The organism is Kitasatospora brasiliensis, assembly GCF_032654805.1.
In the GTDB taxonomy this organism is placed as follows: Bacteria; Actinomycetota; Actinomycetes; order Streptomycetales; family Streptomycetaceae; genus Kitasatospora; species Kitasatospora brasiliensis.
On sequence record NZ_JAUOOW010000010.1, the window covers coordinates 303838 to 325165 of the forward strand.

Genomic DNA, 21328 nt, shown 5'->3' on the forward strand with positions numbered 1-21328 from the left:
GTCGGCGGGCCCTTCCGTTCGTTCACTGCTGCTGCGACGGCGGGTATCCGTAACCCGGCCCCGGCTGCTGCGGCCAGGGCGCCCCGGGAGCGGGCTGCTGCGGGTAGCCGTACCCGGGCGGGGGCGGCGGGGCCTGGCCGGGCTGTGGCGCCCACGGCGCCCCGGGGGCGGGCTGGCCGGCCTGCTGCGGGTAGGGCTGGGGCTGCTGCTGCGGATAGCCGTACGACTGCTGCTGGGCCTGCTGCTGCCAGCCGGCCTGCTGGGCGGCCGCCTGCTGGGCGGCGGTCTGCTGGGCCCGGACGATGTCCTCGCCGACGAGGGTGGCCAGCTCGAAGTACGCCTCGCGGACCTTGGGCCGCATCATGTCGAGGTTGACTTCGGCGCCGGCCGCCAGGCTCTCGTCGAACGGCACCACGATCACGCCGCGGCAGCGGGTCTGGAAGTGCGCGACGATGTCCTCGATCTTGATCATCTTGCTGGTCTCGCGCACCCCGGAGACCACCGTGATGCTGCGCTGCACCAGGTCCGCGTAGCCGTGCGCGGAGAGCCAGTCCAGCGTGGTCGAGGCGCTGGAGGCGCCGTCCACGCTGGGGGTGGAGACGATGATCAGCTGGTCGGCCAGGTCCAGCACCCCGCGCATCGCGCTGTACAGCAGGCCGGTGCCGGAGTCGGTCAGGATGATCGGGTACTGGCGGCCCAGCACGTCGATCACCTGGCGGTAGTCGGAGTCGTTGAAGGTGGTCGAGACCGCCGGGTCGACGTCGTTCGCCAGGATCTCCAGGCCCGAGTTCAGGTCCTGCGAGGTGAACTGACGGATGTCCATGTAGCTGCGCAGGTGCGGGATGGCCGTCACCAGGTCGCGGATGGTCGCGCCGGTCTGGCGCTTGACCCGGCGGCCCAGGGTGCCGGCATCCGGGTTGGCGTCGATCGCGATCACCTTGTCCTGGCGCTCGCTGGCCAGGGTCGCGCCGAGCGCGGTGGTGGTCGTGGTCTTGCCGACACCGCCCTTGAGGCTGATCACGGCGATCCGGTAGCAGCTCAGCACCGGGGTGCGGATGATCTCCAGCTTGCGGGCCTTCTCGGCCGCCGCGGCCTTGCCGCCGAACTGGAAGCGCGGCTGCTGGCGCTGCTGCTTGGGCTGGCTGCGCAGCAGCCGGTCCGAGGACAGCTCGACGGCGGCGGTGTAGCCGAGCGGCGCGCCGTGCGCGGTCTGCTGCGGGGCGGCGGCCTGCTGGAACGCGCTGGGCTGGGGGGCCTGCGGGTGCTGCTGCCACGGCTGCTGAGGCTGGACGGGCTGGGGCTGGGGCTGAGGCTGGACGGGCTGGGGCTGGACCGGCTGCTGGTACGCGGCGGGCTGCGGCCAGCCGCCCTGGCGCGGGTCCACCGGGCCGGGCTGCGGCCCGGGGGCGGGCTGGGGGGCCGGGGCCGGCTGCTGCGGGGCGGCGGCCTGCTGGGCCTGCTGCGCCTGCTGGGCGGCCCAGGCGGCCTGCGGGTCCCACGCCGCCGGTGCCGCCTGCGGGTCCTGCGGTACGGCCTGCTGGACGGGCGGCTGCGCGAAGTTCTGCGGCGGAACGGGCTGCCCCGGCTGCGGCTGCGGCTGCGGGTGGGGCTGGGGCTGGGCGGTCGCGGCGGGCGCCGGCGCCGGGTACGGCTGGGGCTGCTCGGCGACCGGCGGAGCCATCGGCCCGGCCGCCGGGAACGGGACGTGCTGCGCCTCGGCCTGCACCGGCGGCGCCGGCACGGGTGTCGGCGCCGGCGCGGGCGTCTGAGCCGGGACGGCGGCGGGAGCGGCCTCGGCCGCCGGGGCCGGAGCCTGGGCCTGCTGCTGCGCCGGAGCAGGCGCGGGGGCAGGAGCGGCAGTGGCGGTGCCCGGGGCATCCGCCGCGGCCGTCGGAGCCGCAGTGCTCTCAGCGGCCGGGGCCGTCGGCTCGGTCTGCACGTACCAGGACGGGGGAGTGTAGTCAGGTGCGTCCGACCAGTCGTCGTCGTCCTCCGCCGCGTTGTCGCCGACGTAGACGCCGTCCCGATCGCTACTCACTTCTGGCTCCCTCGTGTTCGCCGCCGCCTTCTCGGCGGTGCCCGTTGCCGCATCAAAGACTAGGCCGTACGGCAACCCCTGTTGAAGGCGGCTTCGCTTCCCCGTCGGCCCGCCAGGTGCGGCGAGCCGCCGCTCAGTCGATCCGTCGTGGCCCGCCGAGCACCTGCTGTTCGGCCTGCCCGGCCACCGCCCGTACGTACTGACGGCGCATCCGGGTCGCCCACAGGGTCAGGTCGTCGCCGAGGGTGGGCAGCGCGGCCACGTCCTCCGGCGGCAGCGACAGCACCCGGCCGGTCAGCTCCGCCTCCTGGGGCGAGATCCGCTGCACGCCGACCAGGTCGGCCGCGTTCAGCACCCGGGAGGCGTTCGGGCCCAGGTAGGGCAGCAGCGTCAGGGTGGTCTGCCAGGGCGCGGCGGAGAGCCGGCTGCGCGGCGGCCGGGCGCCGAGGTCGCGCACCACCAGGACCGGGGAGGCCACCGAGGCGCCCTGCGGGCCGAGCCGACCGACCTGGTGGATCGTCACGCAGGGCTGACCGCCGCCGGCCGCCTGGGCCATCGGGCCCCACAGCTGCCCGCGGGCGGTCTCCACCGCGACCCGGGCGCCGATCGCGGCCGCCCGCAGCGCGATGACCTGCGCCGTCCACATGCCGCCGACCAGCACCAGGTCGTAGGAGGTCGGGCGGAACAGGCCGAGTACCGCGGGCTGTCCGTGCGGGTCGACGCCGATCACCACGCCGTCGTCGCCGACCGGGAGGGACAGCGCCGCGAGGTCCGCCGCCTCCAGCACGTGCTTCTCCCGGCGCGGGCCGCGCAGCCCGAAGCCGGGCAGGATCCGCGGCCGGGCCCGGCGCTGCTCGGCGCCGGGCTGCGGGCCCAGCGCGGGGTAGGTCTGGTACGCCATCAGGAAGCCCCTCCGAGCGGCAGGGTGGCGAGCATGCCGGGGGCCTGCTCCAGGTCGAGTCGGACCAGGCCGAGCCCGGTGCTCTGCGCCCGGGCCTCCACCAGGCGGCCGACCTGTCCGACCTCGTCCTCGTTGCGCCCGGTCACCCGCAGGTGCCCGCTGACGGTCACCGAGCCGCCGGTGCCGTGTCCGGCGGTCAGGCTGAAGGTGCTGGCGAGGGCCGAGGAGCCGGTCATCAGGTTGACCAGGTCCGGCGCGCCGATCCGGCCGGCGCCGCCGCCGGGGCGGCTGAGCTGCGGCCAGCGGGAGATCCAGTACGTGGTGTGCCAGCGGTCGTCGATCCGCCAGAACCGGTTGCCCTCCTGGGTGCGGCGGGTGGTGCCGCCGCCGCTGCCGGTGCCCTGCCGGCCCGCCACCGCGATCGGGTTGGCACAGGTGGAGATGGCCAGCGCGGCGATCAGCTCGCGCTCGTCCAGCACGGTCGCGCTGAAGCCGGCGCTGTTGAGCCGCCCGGCCAGCTGGTCGGTGACCCGCTGGAGGGCCTTGCGGGCGCCCTCCTCGCCGCCGCCGCGGGCCCGGACGGCGGTCGCCGCGCGCTCCGGGTCGAGCTTGAGCGCGACCCAGGTCAGCCGCAGTCCAGGGGTGGAGGGGCCGTCCGGCAGCTCGCGGTAGGCGCGGGCGGCCAGCGACTGCTCGGGCAGGTGCTGGGCCGGGGCCGGCTGGGTGTGCTGGACCAACTGCACGGACTCCAGCGTGATGTCGTCCACCGTCAGCGCCGAGCAGACCACGTCCAGCGGCAGCGGCAGCGCGGTGCGCGCCGGGCGCAGCGGCTGGTCCTTGGCCTGGACGAGCAGCACCGAACTGAGGAAGGTCCCGTCGCCGATCATGCCGGTCTCCCGGCGGACGGGGCGGCCGCCGAACTCGGCCTCGGTGGCGTGGGTGCAGGTGCGCAGCGCCGGTTCGAGCTCCAGCGCGGGTGCCAGCGCCGGGTCGGTGCCGGCCGGCGGCAGCAGCGTCTTGGCCTGCTTGCGGCGGGACTTGAGGGCGGCGCGCACCCGCAGCAGCTCCGGCAGGGTGCGGCCGCGCACCGGGACGATCGCGAGCACCAGCAGCACCAGGGCGACCGCGCCGAAGCCGGCCGCGACCGCGCGGCCGATCGTCCAGCCGACCGCGACCAGGGCCGCCGCGACCTCGACCAGGACGAGCTGCTGGAGCTTCAACCGCCCGCCGAGCAGCCCCGGTCGGGGGTTGACCCGGACCTGGACGGCGCTGCCGCCCCCGGTGCCGGTCGGCTGCGGCGGGGCGCTCCCGGTCTCGGCCGTCGGCGCCTGCTGCGCCCGGCCGGCCCGGCGCGTCCTGCCACCGCCCGTACTGCGGCGGCGTCCTGGAGCGGTCTGGCTTGGCATCCCCCGGTGGCCCTCTCTGATCCGTTGTCGCGGCCCGGCTGGCTGTGTCGCGGACCGTACCCGTACCGTACTCACCGTCTGCTGCCGCATCGTAGAGGGTTCACGCCGGTTCGTGCCCGGCGGGTGACCGGGGCAGGTCGGTCCGACGAGGTCCGAGAAGGTCTGACAAGGGGGACGACGAGGATGGCATCGCGCCGGGACGAGCTGAACGCGTACACCTTCGCCCGCAAGCGCACGGTGGGCGCCTTTCTGCTGCCCACCGGCGGTGGCAGTGACGAGGACGCGCCGCGTCCGGTGAAGGCCGTGCTGCCGAGCGTGCTGGCCGGGGTGGTGATCGTGGCCGGCTTCGGGATCTGGGGAGTCTTCAAGCCGAGTGCGCCGGTGAAGTGGGACGACGGCAAGAACATCATCCAGGGCAAGCAGTCGACCACCCGGTACGTGGTGCTCACCGACCCGGACAACAAGACCAAGCGGCTGCACCAGGTGCTCAACATGTCCTCGGCGAGGCTGGTGCTGCCCGCGGACGCCAAGGTCGTGGTGGTCGACGACGGGGTGCTCGACCGGTACCCCAACCACGGTCCGACGATCGGCATCCCGTACGCGCCGGACAAGCTGCCGAGCAAGGACAAGGCGAGCCAGTCGATGAAGTGGACGGTCTGCGACCGTCCGGGCTCGGACGACAAGCAGGAGACCGTCAACCAGGCGGTGTTCGTGGCGGGCGGCGCGGACGCGACGACGCTGGCGGCCAAGGACAGGATGCTCGGCCCGGACCAGCTGATGCTGGTGCAGCAGGCCGACGAGCAGCAGATCTCGGCCGCGCCGGCGCAGGGCCAGGCGGCCGCCGCGGGCGCGGCGGTGTACCTGGTCGACGCGCAGGGCCGCAAGCACCAGATCGGCTCCCCGCAGTCGGACGACAAGGAGCGCAAGGCGCTGATCACCGCGGTGTTCGGGCCCAACGCGGTGCCGCAGCGGGTCAAGCGGGAGTGGCTGGACACCCTGGTGAAGGGGACCGAGATCACCTTCCCGCAGGTCGACGGGGTCGCCGACAGCCAGGCCCCCAACTCCAAGGTGGAGCTGAGCAACCAGGCCGACCGCCGGGTCGGCCGGCTGGTCCACTACCAGGACCGCCACTACGTGGTCGGCAAGGAGCAGCTCTACCTGGTCACCCCGTTCCAGGCGGAGCTGATCCGGCAGAACCCGGCCTACCAGATGCTCTACAAGTACGACCAGGACAAGAAGCCGCGCAGTGACGAGATGGGCCCGGCCGACCTCTCCAAGCTGGGCGGCGACGTCCCGCTGAAGGGCACCGCGCCGGACTGGCCGCTGAAGACCGGCGCCCCGGTGAACAACTGGCAGGAGCGCCAGGACGCCCGGGTGGTGGTGTGCAGCACCTTCGACGGCTTCGCCGAGGACGGGAAGACGGCCAAGCGCTCGGTCTGGGCCGGGACTTCGTACCCGGCGCAGTACAACAACGGCGCCGGGGCGGCGTACGTGACCCCTGGTCACGGACTCTTCTACCGCTCGCTGGACGCCTCCGCGGCCGGCTCCGGATCCGACTTCCTGATCACCGAGACCGGGTTGCGCTACTCCGTCCCGTCCAACGGCGACGGCAGCCAGCGTCCCGGCGCCTCGCCGCAGCCCGGCCAGAGCGGCACCCCCAAGCCGGCGACGCCGCAGCCCACGGCCACGTCGACCCCCGGGGCGCCGTCCCAGGAACCGGGCCAGCAGCAGGACGAACCCGGCGCCAACCAGGCCCGGTTGGGTTACCAGGGCGTCCAGCCGCTGCTGGTACCGAAGGAGTGGTCCGATCTGGTTCCGGCCGGCCCGCCGTTGACGGCGAAGGCCGCCGCGCAGCCGCAGAACGCCTGACCGGCCAAGCGGCGCAACCGAATTGGCCGCAGTGTCATGGTCTGGTAACTAGTCAGTGCTCGGTGTTGGGTGAGCTGCGTGTGCCGACTACAGTGCTGCTGGACATCACACCGGTGATGCAGCGGTGGGCCTGCCGGGCCCTCCGTACACGCAAATTGTTGTCTCATGGGGGACGGTGGATCATGGCTGAGCAGTTCACGATGACCGCGCAGGAGATGCAGGCTTTCGCCAAGCAGATCGAAGAGGCCATCGGCAAGATCGAGGGCGAGAAGACCAAGCTGATCGGCACGGTCCAGAACGTGACCAGTGGCTGGAAGGGCCAGGCCGCGGCGGCCTACCAGTCCCTCCAGCAGCGGGTCAACGAAGACATCGAGGCGCTCAAGAAGTCGCTGGACGCGATCAAGCACGCGATCGAGCTGACCACCAAGCAGTACGCGGCCACCGAAGAGGAGCAGAAGTCGATCTTCTCCTCGGCCCAGGGCTGATCACCGCACCCGCGCTGATCGCCGCTCCTGCGCCGACCGCCGTTCTGCCCCGATCCACAGCTCTGCGGAGCGCCCGCCGCTGACCGTGCGGCGCTCCGCACCCTCGTCAAGGGAGACAACGTGTCCGACCAGATTCTCGTCAACTTCCAGACCGTTCACACGGCGGCCGAGGAGGTCAAGGCCTCGGCGGCCCGCATCGACCAGATGCTGAACGACCTCAAGGGCAACGTGACCCGCATCGCCTCCAGCTGGCAGGGCGCCGCCCAGCAGGGCTACCAGGCCCACCAGGCCATCTGGGACTCCAAGGCCGCCGACCTCCAGCAGACCTGCTCGAAGATCGCGGGTTCGCTGGAGCAGGCCGCGCAGAGCTACAAGGCCACCGAGGACTCCAACTCCAAGCTCTGGGGCTGACGTTCGGGTTCCCTAAGGGAACAGCAGGGGGCGGGTACCCGGATTCCGGGCACCCGCCCCCGACGCGCGACACGGGTGGACGACATGAGGGGTGGCAGGGTGTCCCGACACGGGTACCGGAAGGCGGCCGCGGCGCTCGCCGTGCTCGCGGTGCTGGGCGGCCCGCTCGCCGCCCCGGCGTACGCCGAGGGGGGCCCGGGGCTGGCCGCGGCCGGCGACTGCCCCAAGCCGGCGCCCGAGGTGCAGACCGTGCCGTGGTCGCTCCAGCGCCTGCTGCTGGACGAGCTGTGGCAGGGCGGGAAGACCACCGGCCGGGGCGTGAAGGTCGCGGTCATCGACACCGGGGTCGACCGGAACAACCCGCAGCTGGCGGGCAAGGTCCCGACCGAGGCGGACGGCGCGCCGTCGGTCGACAAGGTGCAGGAAGGCCCCAACCTGCTGGTCAACCGGGAGACCAAGCAACCGATCGAGGGCAAGTCCATCGAGGATCCGGTCGGCCACGGCACCAAGGTGGCCGGCATCATCGCGGCGGCCCGCAGCGACCGGACCGGTTTCGTCGGGCTGGCCCCCGACGCCCAGATCATCTCGATCCGGCAGAACGACAGCGACGGCAACGGCGACGTCTCCACCCTGGTCACGGCGATCAAGGAGGCGGTCAACCGGGGCGCCAAGGTCATCAACATCTCCCAGGACGTGCGCGGGGCGGGCGACGCCCGGTTCGGCGGCTACTCGGAGCTGAAGGCCGCCGTCGAGGACGCCGAGAAGAACGGGGCCGTGGTGGTCGCCTCCACCGGGAACGACGGCAAGGAGGGCGACACCTTCCCGGGCGCCTTCCCGACCGTGCTGGCCGTCGGCGCCTCGGACCGCAACAACGAGCGTGCGCCGTTCTCCCAGTACGGCGGCTTCGTGAAGGTCGCCGCGCCCGGTGTCGACATGCTGTCCACCGTGCCCGGGGGCGGCCAGTGCGTGGACAACGGCACCAGCTTCGCCGCCCCGTACGTCGCCGGCCTCGCCGCGCTGCTGGTCGGCGCCCACCCGAACTGGAAGCCGGCCCAGGTGCGGGCCTGGATCGAGCAGTCCGCCCAGCGCACCCAGCGCGAGCCGGACAAGTTCATCGGCTGGGGCGTGGTGGACCCGGTCAAGGCCGTCACCAAGGCCCCCGCCGACGCGCCCTTCGCGGCCACCCCGGACGCCCCGGTGCAGCTCGCCGCCGCGCCGATCGTGCCGCGCCCGGTGGGCCTCGGCGAGACCCAGGCCGACCGCGACGGCCGCACCGCGACGTACGTCCTGGGCGTCGGCGCGCTGCTGGTCGCCCTGCTGATCGGCGGCGGCGTGGTGCTGCGCGACCACCGGCGCAAGTCCGCCGACTGAAGCCGACTGAAGCCGACTGGAGCCGGCTGACCGTCCGAGACCCGTCCGACACCCGTCCGACACCCGGCGCACCGGGAATTCGCCGGAACCCCTGTAACACCCCGGCCCGCCCGCCGCATCGATGAAGTGTCAGGGAGGGCGGACCACGGGGGGCAGGGCGCATGGGGTGGATCGGGGCGGGCCGGGAGGCCAAGGACGCGGAGTTCCTGGAGCTCGTCTCCGGCCGCACCGGCCACCTGTACCGCTCGGCCTGCCTGCTCACCAGCGGCGACACCCACTACGCCGAGGACCTCGTACAGGAGGCCCTCAGCCGGATGTACGTGCTGTGGCGGCGCAGTGCCTTCACCGGCCGCGGCCGGATCGACAACCCCGCGGCCTACACCCACACCGTCATGGTGCGCACCTTCCTGGCCCAGCAGCGCCGCCGTTCCAGCACCGAGCGCCCCAGCGACACCCTGCCGGAGCCGGAGGGGCGGGACAGCGACAGCACCCTGCGGCTGACCCTCCTGGACGCGCTCGGCCGGATGCCGCCCAAGGACCGCGCGGTCCTGGTGCTGCGCTACTGGGAGGACCGCAGCGTCGAGGAGACCGCCGAGGCCATGCGGGTCTCCTCCGGCGCCGTCCGCACCCGCACCACCCGGGCCCTGGCCCGGCTGCGCACCCTGCTCGGCGACTCGCTGGCCGAGCTCGCCGCCCGCTGAGGCCGGCGGCCCGCGCTACGGCACTCACGAAACCCGCGACGCAAGGAGACGGTGGACACCCATGTCCGAGCCGGAAAAGTTCGAGGACGATCTTCTCTACGCCCTCACCCGTACGGGAGAAGGCTTCCGCACCGAGCGGGCCGACCTGGTGGCCGGCGGCTACCGGCTGGGCCGCCGCCGCTGGCGCCGCCGCTCGGCCGCCGCCGTGGTGAGCGGCGCGGCCGCGCTGGCCCTGGTGGGCACCGGCGCGGTCTACCTGACCTCCGTGGGCGGCAAGGACGCGGGCACCGTGCGCGCGGCCTCCGCCCCGGCGGCCGGCGCCGCGAGCGGCGTCGCCGCCGCGGCCACCCCGACCTCGGTGAAGTCCGCCGCCCCGGCCGTGGTCTCCGGCGACGAGGTGCTGGCCACCTTCCGGGCCCTGCTGCCCAAGGGGGAGATCACCGAGGCCACGGGACGGGGCACCGACAGCGAGGAGCCGGACGGCTTCGCCTCGGCGAGCCTGGTCCTCGACGACGGCCAGGGCAAGTCGCTGATCCAGCTCGGCGTCCAGAAGGACCACCCCAAGCAGGCGCAGCAGCAGCTCCAATGCCCGTCGGACCTCAAGGCGTCGAGGATCGACGCCTGCACCCTCACCGCCCTGCCGGACGGCTCCAAGCTCCTGTTGCAGCAGGGGCACGAGTACTCGGACAGCCGGGCCGACACCAAGGAGTGGTTCGCCATCCTGACCGGCCCTGACGGCCGGAGCATCTCCGTGCACGAGTGGAACGCGGCCAAGGAGAAGGGCGCGCCGGACAGCCGCCCCAACCCGCCGCTCACCCTCGACCAGCTGAAGGCGGTCGTCACCGACAAGTCCTGGGACCGGATCGTCGCGGCGATCAAGTACAACGGCGTCGACGAGGCCGCGGTCGACCCCGGCCTGTCGCTGCCGGACCGGGAGGCCGTGCTGGCCGGGCTGCTGCCGCAGGGCGTGACCGTGACCGGCCGCCACGGCGACCCGCTCACCGCCGACTTCGACCTGGCCCAGGGCCAGGCCTCCAGCGTGCTGGAGGTGAAGGTGGAGAACTGGGCGCACGGCGGCAACCCGATGGGCGAGCGGGCCTTCAAGGACGCCACCACCCTCCCCGACGGGAGCCGGATCCTGGTCAACGACGCCCCCGCCGGCACGTCGAAGCCGTACGCGGTGAACGTCCTGCGCAAGGACGGCCTGGCGGTGCTGGTCTACCAGCTGCCCGGCAGCCAGCCGCTGCTCACCTCGGAGCAGCTGAAGGCGATCGCCACCAGCCCGGCCTGGAAGGCGAAGAAGTAACGGACACGGCGGTGCCCCGGGCTTGGGGGGAAGCCCGGGGCACCGCCGTGTGGGGGAGGGGTGGGATCAGTCCTGCTGGTCCTCGGGGAGGCTGATCACCCAGCGGGTGTCCTGCCGGGGGCGCAGGTAGAACAGCCAGTAGAGGGTGGCGGCGGCGGTGATGCCACCGGTCCACAGCAGGGGCTCGGCGTCCAGCTTGGTGATCACGTAGAGCAGGACGGCGATCAGGACGACCGGCACGGCCGGCCACAGCGGCATCCGCCAGGCGGCGGCGTGCTTGTGGTGGGCGCGGCGGGAGAGCAGCGCGGCGATCGCGACCAGCAGGTACATCCCGGTGACGGCGACGCCGGTGATGTTGCTCAGCAGCTCGCCCTTGACGAAGCAGAGCGCGGCGCCGGGCAGGCCGACCGCCAGGGTGGCGATCCACGGGGAGCCGAACCGGCCGAGGGTGCCGAAGGCCTTGTTGACCGGCTCCGGCCAGGCCTTGTCGCGGGCGGAGGCGAACAGCACCCGGGAGTTCTGGATGACCATGACGATGCCGGCGTTGATGATGGCCAGCGCGACGCAGAGGCTGATGAAGGTGCCGACCGCGGAGTTGCTCCAGGCGGTGACCATGCCGGAGATGTCGCCGGAGGCCAGGGTCTGGAGGTCGGGGGCGCCCATGGTGATGGCGACGACCGGGACCAGGATGATGGCCGAGGAGATGCCGAGCGTCCACAGCACGGTGCGCGAGACGTTGCGGCGCGGGTTCTCCAGCTCCTCGGACAGGTAGACCGCGGTGGAGAAGCCCTGGGTGATGAACAGGGCGATGCCGAGCGCGCCGACGATGGCGCCCACGCTCACCGTGGTGGTGGTGCCGTTCTCCCCGGTGATCACGCCGTGCAGCATGCTCGGGGCGTCGCTGTTGGTGTGGGCGAAGCCGAGCACCGAGACCACGCCGGCCGCGATGACCTCCAGCACCAGGAAGATGCCGGTGATCCAGGCGTTGGCGCGCAGGTCGAGCAGGCCGGCCAGGGTGGCGGCCAGCATCACGGCGGCGCCGGTCATGGCCTTGTCCAGGTGCAGGACCGGGGCGAGGTAGTCGGCGGTGCCGAGGGCGATGACCGAGGGGACGATCATCACCACGATCAGCGAGAGCACGAAGACCAGCCAGCCCATCAGCCGCCCGGCCAGGGTGCCGACCATCGCGTACTCGCCGCCGGCGCTGGGGATCAGGGTGCCGAGCTCGGAGTAGCAGAACGCGACCGCGACGCAGAGCACGGTGCCGATCGCGATGGCCAGCGCGGTGGCGCTGCCGATGCTGGAGAACAGCTCCGGCACGATCACGAAGAGCGTCGAGGCGGGGGTGACGCAGGACAGCGTGAGCAGTGTGCCGCCCACGACGCCGATCGAGCGCTTGAGTTGCTGGGGCGCTGCCGCCTCGGCCGCCGGGGCGGCTACGTTCTGTGGCGGGCGAAGCGTGTCGGTCATGTGGCTTCCGATCGGCTCTGTGCGGTCCTGGTGTGGGAGCGGTATCGCCTCCGCTGGCTGTTGCTCGGTGTCCGGTTCCAGTCGCTCCCAGGCCGCCATGGAACCTTGGGCGTATCGATCGCGTCAACGCCGGAACTGCTTCGGAATCCGTTGCGGTGAACGGCTTAAACATACGATCTGATGATCACGTTCGGTCATTGCGAGGTTTGTCCTACTTGTTACCTCAGCCACATTTCGATTGAATCGAAGGTGAACAAAGGGGAGCGTGCCGCCATTCAAAGGCAGTGCTTCAAGTGGACGGCGACACGCCAGGCGCCCCGAATATTCCCGGCAGCTCCGGGGACGGGTACGGGAACCGCAGCCCCCGCCGGGAAAGATCTAGGTAACGTTTCGGCACCTGGGACGCCGAAGGGGCCGGACTCCGCGAGTCCGACCCCTTCGATCACCCTCGGTGACGAAAAGCGCTGGTCACGCCTCCGGCAGCCAGCCCGTCTGGACCATCTGCCCGCTGGTCACACGGCGGGACACGAAGACCCCTCGGCCCTGCGGCAGCGCCTGCGGCTTGACCGTCCCCAGCAGCGCGCCCTCGTCCCGGTTGCCGGAGAGGATCACGCCCTGGCCGCCGAGCTCGCGCATCCGCTGGAGCACCGGCTCGTACAGCGAGCGGCCGGCGCCGCCCGCGCTGCGGGCCACGATCACCCGCAGGCCGATGTCCTTGGCGAACGGCAGGAACTCGGCCAGCGGGGCCAGCGGGTTGCCCGAGCTCGTCGCGACCAGCTCGTAGTCGTCGACGATCACGAACATGTCCTTGCCGCTGTACCAGCTGCGGTTGCGCAGCTGCTCGGGAGTCACGTCCGGACCCGGCAGACGGCGTGCGCAGGCCCCGCGCAGCATGTCCACGATGGCCGCCATGGACGGCTGCGCGGCCGCGTACTCCACCAGGTACTCCTGCGGCACGGTGCCGAGCAGCGCGCGCCGGTAGTCGCCGACCACGATGCCGGCCTGGTCCGGGGTGTACCGCTCGGTGATCTGCTTGATCAGCATCCGCAGCAGCGCCGACTTCCCGGACTCGGAGTCGCCGAAGACGATGAACAGCGGGTCGGTCTCGAAGTTGACGAAGACCGGCGCCAGCTCCGCCTCGTCCACGCCGAAGGCGACACCGCGCTCCGGGTGCTCGAAGCCCTTCGGCAGCGAGTAGCCGTCCAGGACGGCCGGCAGCATCCGCACCTGCGGGGCGCGCGGGCCGCTCCACGCCCCGTTGACGGCGCTGACCAGCCCGGCCACGCCGTCCTGGAGGTCGTCCACCGAGGAGGAGCCGTCCAGCCGCGGCAGGCCGGACAGGAAGTGCAGCCGCTCCGGGGTGATGCCGCGCCCGGCCAGCGCCGGCACGTTCTGCGCCACCCGGCGGTCGACCTCGGACTCCATCGCGTCACCGAGCTTCAGCTCGGTGCGGTTCTGGAGCAGGTCCTTCAGCGCCGGGCGGACCTCGGCGTACCGGGCCGCGGTGATGATCAGGTGGATACCGTAGCCGAGACCGCGCTGGGCGATGTCGCCGATCACCGGCTCCAGGGCCTCGAACTCCTGCTTGAAGGTGTTCCAGCCGTCGATCACCAGGAAGACGTCGCCGAAGGCCTCGTCCGGCAGCTGGCCGGCCGCCCGGCGGGCCCGGTAGGTGGCGATGGTGTCGATCCCGGTGGCCCGGAACAGCTCCTCGCGCCGGTTCAGCACCCCGTGCACCTCGGAGACCATCCGGCGCACCCGGTCCACGTCCAGGCGCCCGGCGACCCCGCCGACGTGCGGCAGCCCGTTCAGCGACTGGAAGCTGCCCGCACCGAAGTCCAGCAGGTAGAACTGCACCTCCAGCGGGGTGTGGGTGAGGCCGAACGAGGCCACCATGGTGCGCACCACGGTCGACTTGCCCGAGCGAGGGCCGCCCACGATCAGGCCGTGGCCGGCCGCCCCCGCGTAGTCGACCTCCAGGATGTCCGTCTTCTGCTCGCGCGGCCGGTCCACGATGCCGATCGGCACCCGCAGCCGCCCCGCCGGGTAGCCGGGCGCGGTCAGCCCGCGCTCCGGCACCACCTGGAGCGGCGGCAGCAGGTGGTCCATGCTCGGCGCGTCCTCCAGCGGCGGCAGCCACACCTGGTGCGCGGCCGGGCCCTGGCCGGTCATCCGCTGGACGAACACGTCCAGCACGGTGTCCACCAGCGCGTCGTCCTGCTCCGGGGCCTGCGGCGCGACCTCTTCCTCGACCGGGTCCGGCAGCTCCACGAAGGACGCGGTGAACTCCACCGGGCGCGCGTTCACCCGCTGCCCGCCGGTCGACCGCTGCTGCCCCGGAGCCCGGTACGGCCCCGAGACGTAGGCGGCCTTGAACCGGTCCATCACGTCCTCGCCGAACTTGAGGTAGCCGACACCCGGCACCGGCGGCAGGTGGTAGGCGTCCGGCACGCCGATCGCCGCCCGGGACTCCGCGGCCGAGAAGGTGCGCAGACCGATCCGGTACGACAGATAGGTGTCCAGGCCGCGCAGCTTGCCCTCCTCCAGGCGCTGCGAGGCCAGCAGCAGGTGCACGCCCAGCGACCGGCCGATCCGGCCGATCTGGATGAACATCTCGATGAAGTCGGGCTTGGCGGAGAGGAGTTCGGAGAACTCGTCGATGATCAGGACCAGCGAGGGCAGCGGGTCCAGCGCCGCGCCGGCCGCCCGGGCCCGCTCGTACTCGTGGATGTTGGCGTAGTTGCCCGCCGAGCGCAGCAGCTCCTGGCGGCGGTGCAGCTCGCCCTCGATCGCGTCGCGCATGCGGTCGACCAGGGTGAGCTCGCCCTCCAGGTTGGTGATCACCGCGGAGGTGTGCGGCATGTCCGCCATGCCGGCGAAGGTCGCACCGCCCTTGAAGTCGGCGAGGACGAAGTTCAGGATCTCCGAGGAGTGGGTCATCGCCAGCGCCAGCACCAGGGTGCGCAGCAGCTCCGACTTGCCGGAGCCGGTCGCGCCGACGCACAGGCCGTGCGGGCCCATGCCCTCCAGCGCGGCCTCCTTGATGTCCAGGTAGACGTGCTCGCCGTTGGCGCCGATGCCGATCGGCACCCGCATCCGCTCGTGCTGGGGGCGCTGGCGCCAGCTGCGGGACACGTCGAAGGAGCCCGGATCGCCCGAGCTCATCATGTCGGTGAAGTCGAGGTTGGACAGCAGCGGTTCGTCGTCCCCGCCGGCCGAGATCCGGTACGGCGCCAACTGCCGTGCCAGCGCCTCGGACTGCCACACCGAGAGCAGGTCCGGCTTGCCGGAGTACGTCGCGCCTGAGGCCGAGCGCAGCACCAGCTCCTCGGCGCTGACCGTCACCATCAGGTGCCCGCTGGGCTCGTCGACCTCGCCCGGCACCACCTCGATGACCGTCACGCCCTGCACGCCCTCGGAGCTCGCCAGCAGCGAGTCGTGCGGCACCCCGGCGCCGTCCATGACGACCACCAGGTGCGGCTGGTCCGCCGGGGGCGCCACCTCGCGCACGAAACGCTGACGACCGGACAGCTCGTCCTGGAGCAGGTACTCCAGCTCGCCCAGGTCGGTCGCGAACAGCCGGCGCGAACCCGCGCCGTCGGCCTCCTTGCGGTGCTGGTTGTGCGGGAGCCACTTGGTCCACTCCCACTCCTCGGCCGCACCGGGCGCGGCCGCGACCGCCACCATCAGGTCGTCCGGCGAGTGCAGGGTGGTCAGTTGGGCGATCATCGCGCGCACGTTGCCGTACACCGAGTCCGGGTCCCCGCACACCGTGATGTGGTAGAACGCCCGCAGCGAGACCGCCAACGGCAGGTCCTGGAGGGTGCCGTGGGCCTTGAGGAAGGAGTGCATCGCGGCCGCCGACAGCGGCTCCAGCTCGTCCATCGGCGCGGTCTGCGGCGCCACCAGCGGCGTCGACAGCTGCACCGGCCCCAGGCCCACCCGGATCTGCGCGAAGTCGCCGTCCCCGGTGCGCCGTTCCCACAGCCGCCGGCCGTCCTCGACGATCGACCAGAGCTGGTCCGGCGCCGGGTTCAGGAACAGCAGCGCGCCGCGCTGGCGCTCCGCCGTGCGGCGCACCTGGCGGCGGGTCTGCTGGAGGTACTTCAGGTAGTCGCGCCGCTCGTCCGCCATCGCGGTCGAACCGCCCTTGCGCGCCCGGACGATCTGCGCCAGCACCATGCCGAGCGTCGAGGCGACCATCAGGCCGCCCATGATCTTCATCGGGGCCGCCGCGCCCGGCGAGAAGAAGAACACCGCCGAGCCGCCCATGCCCAGCATCGGCAGGAGGCTCATCAGCCAGTCCTCGCCGCCCTGCCGGGGCAGTTCGGGCGGGCTCACCAGCTCCACCGGCTCGTCCGGCACGGTGGGCGGATACGCCCTGGCCGGTCGCTTGACCGTGATCACACCCATGTGTCATCCACCCCGCGGCGTCGATCGATCACTTCGGCATCAGCCCTCACGCGACTGCGTACGTCCGTACGGGAATCCGGTGGCTGAGGACGCCCCACCCAGCGCAGCCCCCGTACCTTGCGCAGGCGCCGATCCTAACGGTCGCCCTCGCACCGCCCGCCAGGGCCCGGCACTCACCGGCACCGGGCACGAACCGAACGGGTAGGGTAACGCCGCGCCAATTCGCGGCCCGGTCGGGCCGGTTCCAAGCCACACCGAGCGCCGCCGGGCCTCGGCACCGTCAACAAGGGGGAGCGCCACGTGCGTCGAAGGATCGAGGTGGGAGCGTGACCAACGCTGCCGCGACCGGCTACTGCCGGGTGACCGTCGTCGCCCCGGACCGCCGGATCGACGTCGCCCTGCCCGAGGACGTCCCGCTCGCGGACGTCTACCCGGAGGTGCTGCGCCTGGCCAACCAGAGCCAGCCTGACGGCACCCCCACCGGCTTCCACCTGGTCCGCCGGGACGGCACGGTGCTCGACAGCGGGCTGCCGCTGGCCGCCCAGCAGGTCCGGGACGGTGACCTGCTGGCGCTGCGCCCCTTCGCCGAGTCGCTCCCGCCGGCCGTCTACGACGACGTCGCCGACGCGATCGCCAGCGCCGTCGAGGCCGACCGCCGGTTCTGGACCGCCGAGCTGATGCGCGGCTTCGGCCTGATCGGCGCCGGGGTGCTGCTCACCCTGCTCGGCTTCGCACTCTGGTTCTCCGACCTGCGCCACGACATGCACGGCCTGCCCGGCATCCTGGCCGGCGTCACCGCCGTCGTGCTCACCGCTCTCGCCGGGGTCCGCGCCCGGGTCTACCAGGACGCCCACGCGGCCGTCGCGCTCGGCCTCGGCGCGCTGCCGCACGCCATGATCGGCGGCAGCGGCATCATCGCCGTCGCCCACCAGGGGGACGGCCCCGGCCGCCTCCAGTTCCTGACCGGCTGCGTCGCCGCCCTGGTGGTCTCCGTGCTGCTGACCGGCCTGCTGCCGGAGCGGGACGCGGTGTTCGTCGCCGCCGCCCTGGTCTCCACCGCCGGCGCGCTCGCCACCTTCGCGGCCGTCCTGCTGCCGGAGACCCCGGCCGGGCACATCGCCGCCGTCACCGGCGTCGCCGCCGTCGCCGTGATCGGCTTCCTGCCCAGCCTCTCCGCCCGCTTCGCCCGGCTGCCGGTCGGCTTCAGCGCCCCCGGCCAGACCCGCACCCGCAGCCGCGACTACGACGAGGAGGCCGAGCGCGCCGAGGCCGTCCAGTACGAGAAGATCGCGCACCAGGCCCGCCGCGGCCACGAGGTGCTGGTCGGCCTGGTCGGCGGCTGCGCCGCGGTCGTGGTCGGCGCCTGCGCCGTCCTCGGCTTCACCGACGAGACCTTCCCGGAGCTGCTCGCGCTCGCCCTGGGCCTGGCCGCCATGCTGCGCGCCCGGCTGTTCCGCTACACCGCGCAGGTGCTCAGCCTCACCGTGGCCGGCCTGATCGGCCTGAGCCTGCTGATCGTCGGGCTCTCCCTGCACACCCCGCAGTTCTTCCTGCGGGTGGCCGGCTCCACCACCGAGCTCGACCTGCGCACCATCTGGCTGACCGCCTCGATCGCCTTCGGTGCCGCGCTGCTCACCGCGATCGCCCTGGTGGTGCCCCGGCTCGGGGTCTCCCCGTTCTGGGGGCGCATCCTGGACCTGGTGGACAGCCTCACCCTGATCTCGCTGGTCCCGCTGGCGCTCGCCGTCCTGGACATCTACCGGCTGGTCCGCGGCGCCACCGGCTGAGCCGCTCCGGGTGCCGCCTCCCGGTGCCGTCCACCCGCCCGGACGGTGGGATGGGCGGCACTGGTACGCTTGGCCACCGAGCGCAGCCGTGTGTCCGCAGCCCACCCGTGGGCCGCAGCGCGCCGGCCGTGCTCACGACACCGAGTTCTCGATGAGTCCTGTGCTGTCGACCAGGACCGCTCGGTAGACCCCGAAGGAGTTGCAGTGGCTCTCGCCTCTGACGTCAAGAAGCAGATCATCGCCGAGTTCGGCCAGAAGGAGGGCGACACCGGCTCCCCCGAGGTCCAGGTGGCCATGCTCTCCCGTCGCATCTCGGACCTGACCGAGCACCTCAAGATGCACAAGCACGACCACCACTCGCGTCGTGGCCTGCTGATCCTGGTCGGCCAGCGTCGCCGTCTGCTCCAGTACCTGGCCAAGAAGGACATCGAGCGCTTCCGTACGCTCGTCGACCGCCTGGGCATCCGCCGCGGTGCCGCCGGCGGCGCCCGCTGAGAACGCCGCTCGGGGCGGCTCCCCACACCGGGGAGCCGCCCCTCGCGCGTATGCCGCGGCGGTTGAACCGCGGCGCCCGGACATAACAACTCGCGCGCACCTCCCCAGGTGGCCGAGGATTGCACCGTAGGGTTGTGGGCATGCCGGGTGATGGCGCACCAGCGCGCCACCCGGGCAGCAGGCCCCAACCCCCGCGGGACGAAGGCTTCAAACGGAAGCCGCCCGCATCCGAGAGAGCGTCCAGACGCGGACCGCCCTTCCCGGCCCGGCAGCCGTGAGGCGCCGGTCCTCGGTAGTGGCCGTCGGAGCCCCCGCAGACCGAGCGGGGCCCTCCGGAGGCTTCGATCGAAGACCGGCCCGACTGCCGCCCTCCTTGACGAGGGCCCGGGGGCCACCCGCAGCCAGTGCGCGGGGGCGCTCTCCCGGAGAACGTACGAAAGAGGAGATCTTCCAGGTGGAAGAGAACGTGTTCTACGCCGAGGCCGTGATCGACAACGGTTCCTTCGGCACCCGTACCATCCGCTTCGAGACCGGCCGCCTGGCCCGTCAGGCCGCCGGTTCCGCCGTGGCGTACCTGGACGACGACACCATGGTGCTGTCGGCCACCAGCGCGTCCAAGCAGCCGAAGGAGCACTTCGACTTCTTCCCGCTGACCGTGGACGTCGAGGAGCGGATGTACGCCGCCGGCCGCATCCCCGGCTCGTTCTTCCGTCGCGAGGGCCGGCCCTCCGAGGACGCGATCCTCACCTGCCGCCTGATCGACCGCCCGCTGCGCCCGTCCTTCGTCAAGGGCCTGCGCAACGAGGTCCAGGTCGTCGTCACCGTGATGGCGCTCAACCCCGACCACCTGTACGACGTGGTCGCCATCAACGCCGCCTCCGCGTCCACCCAGCTGGCGGGCCTGCCGTTCTCCGGCCCGATCGGTGGCGTCCGCGTCGCGCTGATCAACGGCCAGTGGGTCGCCTTCCCGACCCACAGCGAGCTGGAGTCGGCCGTCTTCGACATGGTCGTCGCCGGTCGCGTCCTGCCGGACGGCGACGTCGCGATCATGATGGTCGAGGCCGAGGCCACCGACAAGACCATCAAGCTGGTCGAGGGCGGCGCCGACGCGCCGACCGAGGAGATCGTCGCCTCCGGCCTGGAGGCCGCGAAGCCGTTCATCAAGGTCCTGTGCGCCGCGCAGGCGAAGCTGGCCGCCCAGGCCGCCAAGCCGACCGGTGAGTTCCCGGTCTTCCTGGACTACCAGGACGACGTCCTCGCCGCGCTGACCACCGCCGTCAAGGACGAGCTCGCCCAGGCCCTGACCATCGCGGGCAAGCAGGAGCGCAACAACGAGCTGGACCGCGTCAAGGCGCTGGCCGCCGAGAAGCTGCTCCCCGAGTTCGAGGGCCGCGAGAAGGAGATCAGCGCCGCCTACAACGCGCTGACCAAGAAGATCGTCCGCGAGCGCGTCATCACGGACAAGGTCCGCATCGACGGCCGCGGCGTCACCGACATCCGCACCCTGGCCGCCGAGGTCGAGGCCATCCCGCGGGTGCACGGCTCGGCCCTGTTCGAGCGCGGCGAGACCCAGATCCTGGGCGTCACCACGCTGAACATGCTGCGCATGGAGCAGCAGCTGGACACGCTCTCCCCGGAGACGCGTCGCCGCTACATGCACAACTACAACTTCCCGCCGTACTCCGTCGGTGAGACCGGCCGCGTGGGCTCGCCCAAGCGCCGCGAGATCGGCCACGGCGCGCTGGCCGAGCGGGCCATCCTGCCGGTGCTGCCCTCCCGTGAGGACTTCCCGTACGCCATCCGCCAGGTCTCCGAGGCGCTCGGCTCCAACGGCTCCACCTCGATGGGCTCGGTCTGCGCCTCGACCATGTCGCTGCTGAACGCCGGTGTGCCGCTGAAGGCCGCCGTCGCCGGCATCGCGATGGGCCTGATCTCCCAGGAGATCGACGGCGAGACCCACTACGTCACGCTGACCGACATCCTCGGCGCCGAGGACGCGTACGGCGACATGGACTTCAAGGTCGCCGGTACCCGCAACTTCATCACCGCCCTCCAGCTGGACACCAAGCTGAACGGCATCCCGGCGTCGGTGCTGGCCGCCGCGCTGAAGCAGGCCAAGGACGCCCGCCTGCACATCCTCGACGTGATGAACGAGGCCATCGACTCGCCCGACGAGATGTCCCCGAACGCGCCGCGGATCATCACCATCAAGATCCCGGTGGACAAGATCGGTGAGGTCATCGGCCCCAAGGGCAAGATGATCAACCAGATCCAGGAGGACACCGGCGCCGAGATCACGATCGAGGACGACGGCACCATCTACATCGGTGCCGCCGACGGCCCGGCCGCCGAGGCCGCCCGCACCACGATCAACCAGATCGCCAACCCGACCATGCCGGAGGTCGGCGAGCGCTACCTGGGCACCGTGGTCAAGACCACGACGTTCGGCGCGTTCGTGTCGCTGATGCCGGGCAAGGACGGCCTGCTGCACATCTCGCAGATCCGCAAGCTGGCGGGCGGCAAGCGCGTCGAGAACGTCGAGGACGTCCTCGGCGTCGGCGCCAAGGTCCAGGTCGAGATCGCCGAGATCGACCCGCGCGGCAAGCTCTCCCTGATCCCGGTCATCGAGGGCGAGGAGGGCGGCGAGGCCGCTTCCGAGTGAAGCGCCGCTAGCT

Annotated in this window: 13 protein-coding genes and 1 pseudogene; 9 read left to right on the plus strand and 5 right to left on the minus strand. The window is 72.3% G+C overall.

All coding sequences use genetic code 11. From position 1 onward, the window contains the following. Window positions 1-22 precede the first annotated feature (22 nt). The 3 genes and pseudogenes from QWJ13_RS32945 to eccE all read right to left on the minus strand — a co-directional run. A pseudogene (locus tag QWJ13_RS32945) lies at window positions 23-1696 on the minus strand (MinD/ParA family ATP-binding protein); the annotation flags it as partial. 475 nt (window positions 1697-2171) lie between these two features. Beyond that, a complete protein-coding gene (locus QWJ13_RS32950) occupies window positions 2172-2939 on the minus strand; it encodes a hypothetical protein (protein ID WP_316529216.1) in 768 nt (255 codons plus the stop codon). Beyond that, window positions 2939-4345 (minus strand): type VII secretion protein EccE, encoded by a 1407-nt coding sequence (gene eccE / locus QWJ13_RS32955; RefSeq protein ID WP_316529217.1) that lies wholly within the window; start codon window positions 4343-4345, stop codon window positions 2939-2941. Before eccE ends, QWJ13_RS32950 begins: the two co-directional genes overlap by 1 nt. Window positions 4346-4528: 183 nt before the next feature. Between eccE and eccB the strand changes: the two genes are divergently transcribed. The 6 genes from eccB (at window position 4529) to QWJ13_RS32985 (ending at window position 10488) form a co-directional block, all read left to right on the plus strand. Further along, window positions 4529-6214 (plus strand): type VII secretion protein EccB, encoded by a 1686-nt coding sequence (eccB, locus tag QWJ13_RS32960; RefSeq protein WP_316529219.1) that lies wholly within the window; start codon window positions 4529-4531, stop codon window positions 6212-6214. Between the two features lie 182 nt (window positions 6215-6396). Then, a complete protein-coding gene (locus QWJ13_RS32965; protein WP_316529220.1) occupies window positions 6397-6699 on the plus strand; it encodes a WXG100 family type VII secretion target in 303 nt (100 codons plus the stop codon). Between the two features lie 120 nt (window positions 6700-6819). Next, window positions 6820-7110, plus strand: a complete 291-nt coding sequence (locus QWJ13_RS32970) for a WXG100 family type VII secretion target (RefSeq protein ID WP_316529222.1) — start codon at window positions 6820-6822, stop codon at window positions 7108-7110. Window positions 7111-7194: 84 nt separating this feature from the next. Then, a complete protein-coding gene (mycP, locus tag QWJ13_RS32975; RefSeq protein ID WP_432277648.1) occupies window positions 7195-8481 on the plus strand; it encodes a type VII secretion-associated serine protease mycosin in 1287 nt (428 codons plus the stop codon). A 161-nt stretch (window positions 8482-8642) separates the two neighbouring features. Next, the gene (locus tag QWJ13_RS32980; protein WP_316529226.1) at window positions 8643-9182 is read left to right on the plus strand and encodes a SigE family RNA polymerase sigma factor; all 540 of its coding nucleotides are present in this window, start codon (window positions 8643-8645) and stop codon (window positions 9180-9182) included. A 61-nt stretch (window positions 9183-9243) separates the two neighbouring features. After that, on the plus strand, window positions 9244-10488 hold the full coding sequence (locus tag QWJ13_RS32985; RefSeq protein ID WP_316529227.1) for a hypothetical protein: 1245 nt from the start codon (window positions 9244-9246) through the stop codon (window positions 10486-10488). Window positions 10489-10554: 66 nt separating this feature from the next. Here the strand turns inward: QWJ13_RS32985 and QWJ13_RS32990 are convergent, their stop codons facing one another. Next, complete coding sequence (locus QWJ13_RS32990; protein ID WP_316529228.1) at window positions 10555-11958, minus strand: APC family permease; 1404 nt, start codon at window positions 11956-11958, stop codon at window positions 10555-10557. Window positions 11959-12426: 468 nt separating this feature from the next. Further along, window positions 12427-16371, minus strand: coding sequence for a type VII secretion protein EccCa (eccCa, locus tag QWJ13_RS32995; protein WP_316529230.1), 3945 nt, complete (start codon window positions 16369-16371; stop codon window positions 12427-12429). 326 nt (window positions 16372-16697) lie between these two features. Here eccCa and eccD point away from each other — a divergent pair, with 326 nt between their 5' ends. The 3 genes from eccD (at window position 16698) to QWJ13_RS33010 (ending at window position 21315) form a co-directional block, all read left to right on the plus strand. Next, window positions 16698-18158, plus strand: coding sequence for a type VII secretion integral membrane protein EccD (eccD, locus tag QWJ13_RS33000; RefSeq protein WP_316529232.1), 1461 nt, complete (start codon window positions 16698-16700; stop codon window positions 18156-18158). Window positions 18159-18362: 204 nt separating this feature from the next. Then, a complete protein-coding gene (gene rpsO / locus QWJ13_RS33005; protein WP_045702420.1) occupies window positions 18363-18653 on the plus strand; it encodes a 30S ribosomal protein S15 in 291 nt (96 codons plus the stop codon). Between the two features lie 454 nt (window positions 18654-19107). Beyond that, window positions 19108-21315, plus strand: a complete 2208-nt coding sequence (locus QWJ13_RS33010; RefSeq protein ID WP_316529236.1) for a polyribonucleotide nucleotidyltransferase — start codon at window positions 19108-19110, stop codon at window positions 21313-21315. The last annotated feature ends 13 nt before the right edge of the window (window positions 21316-21328 follow it).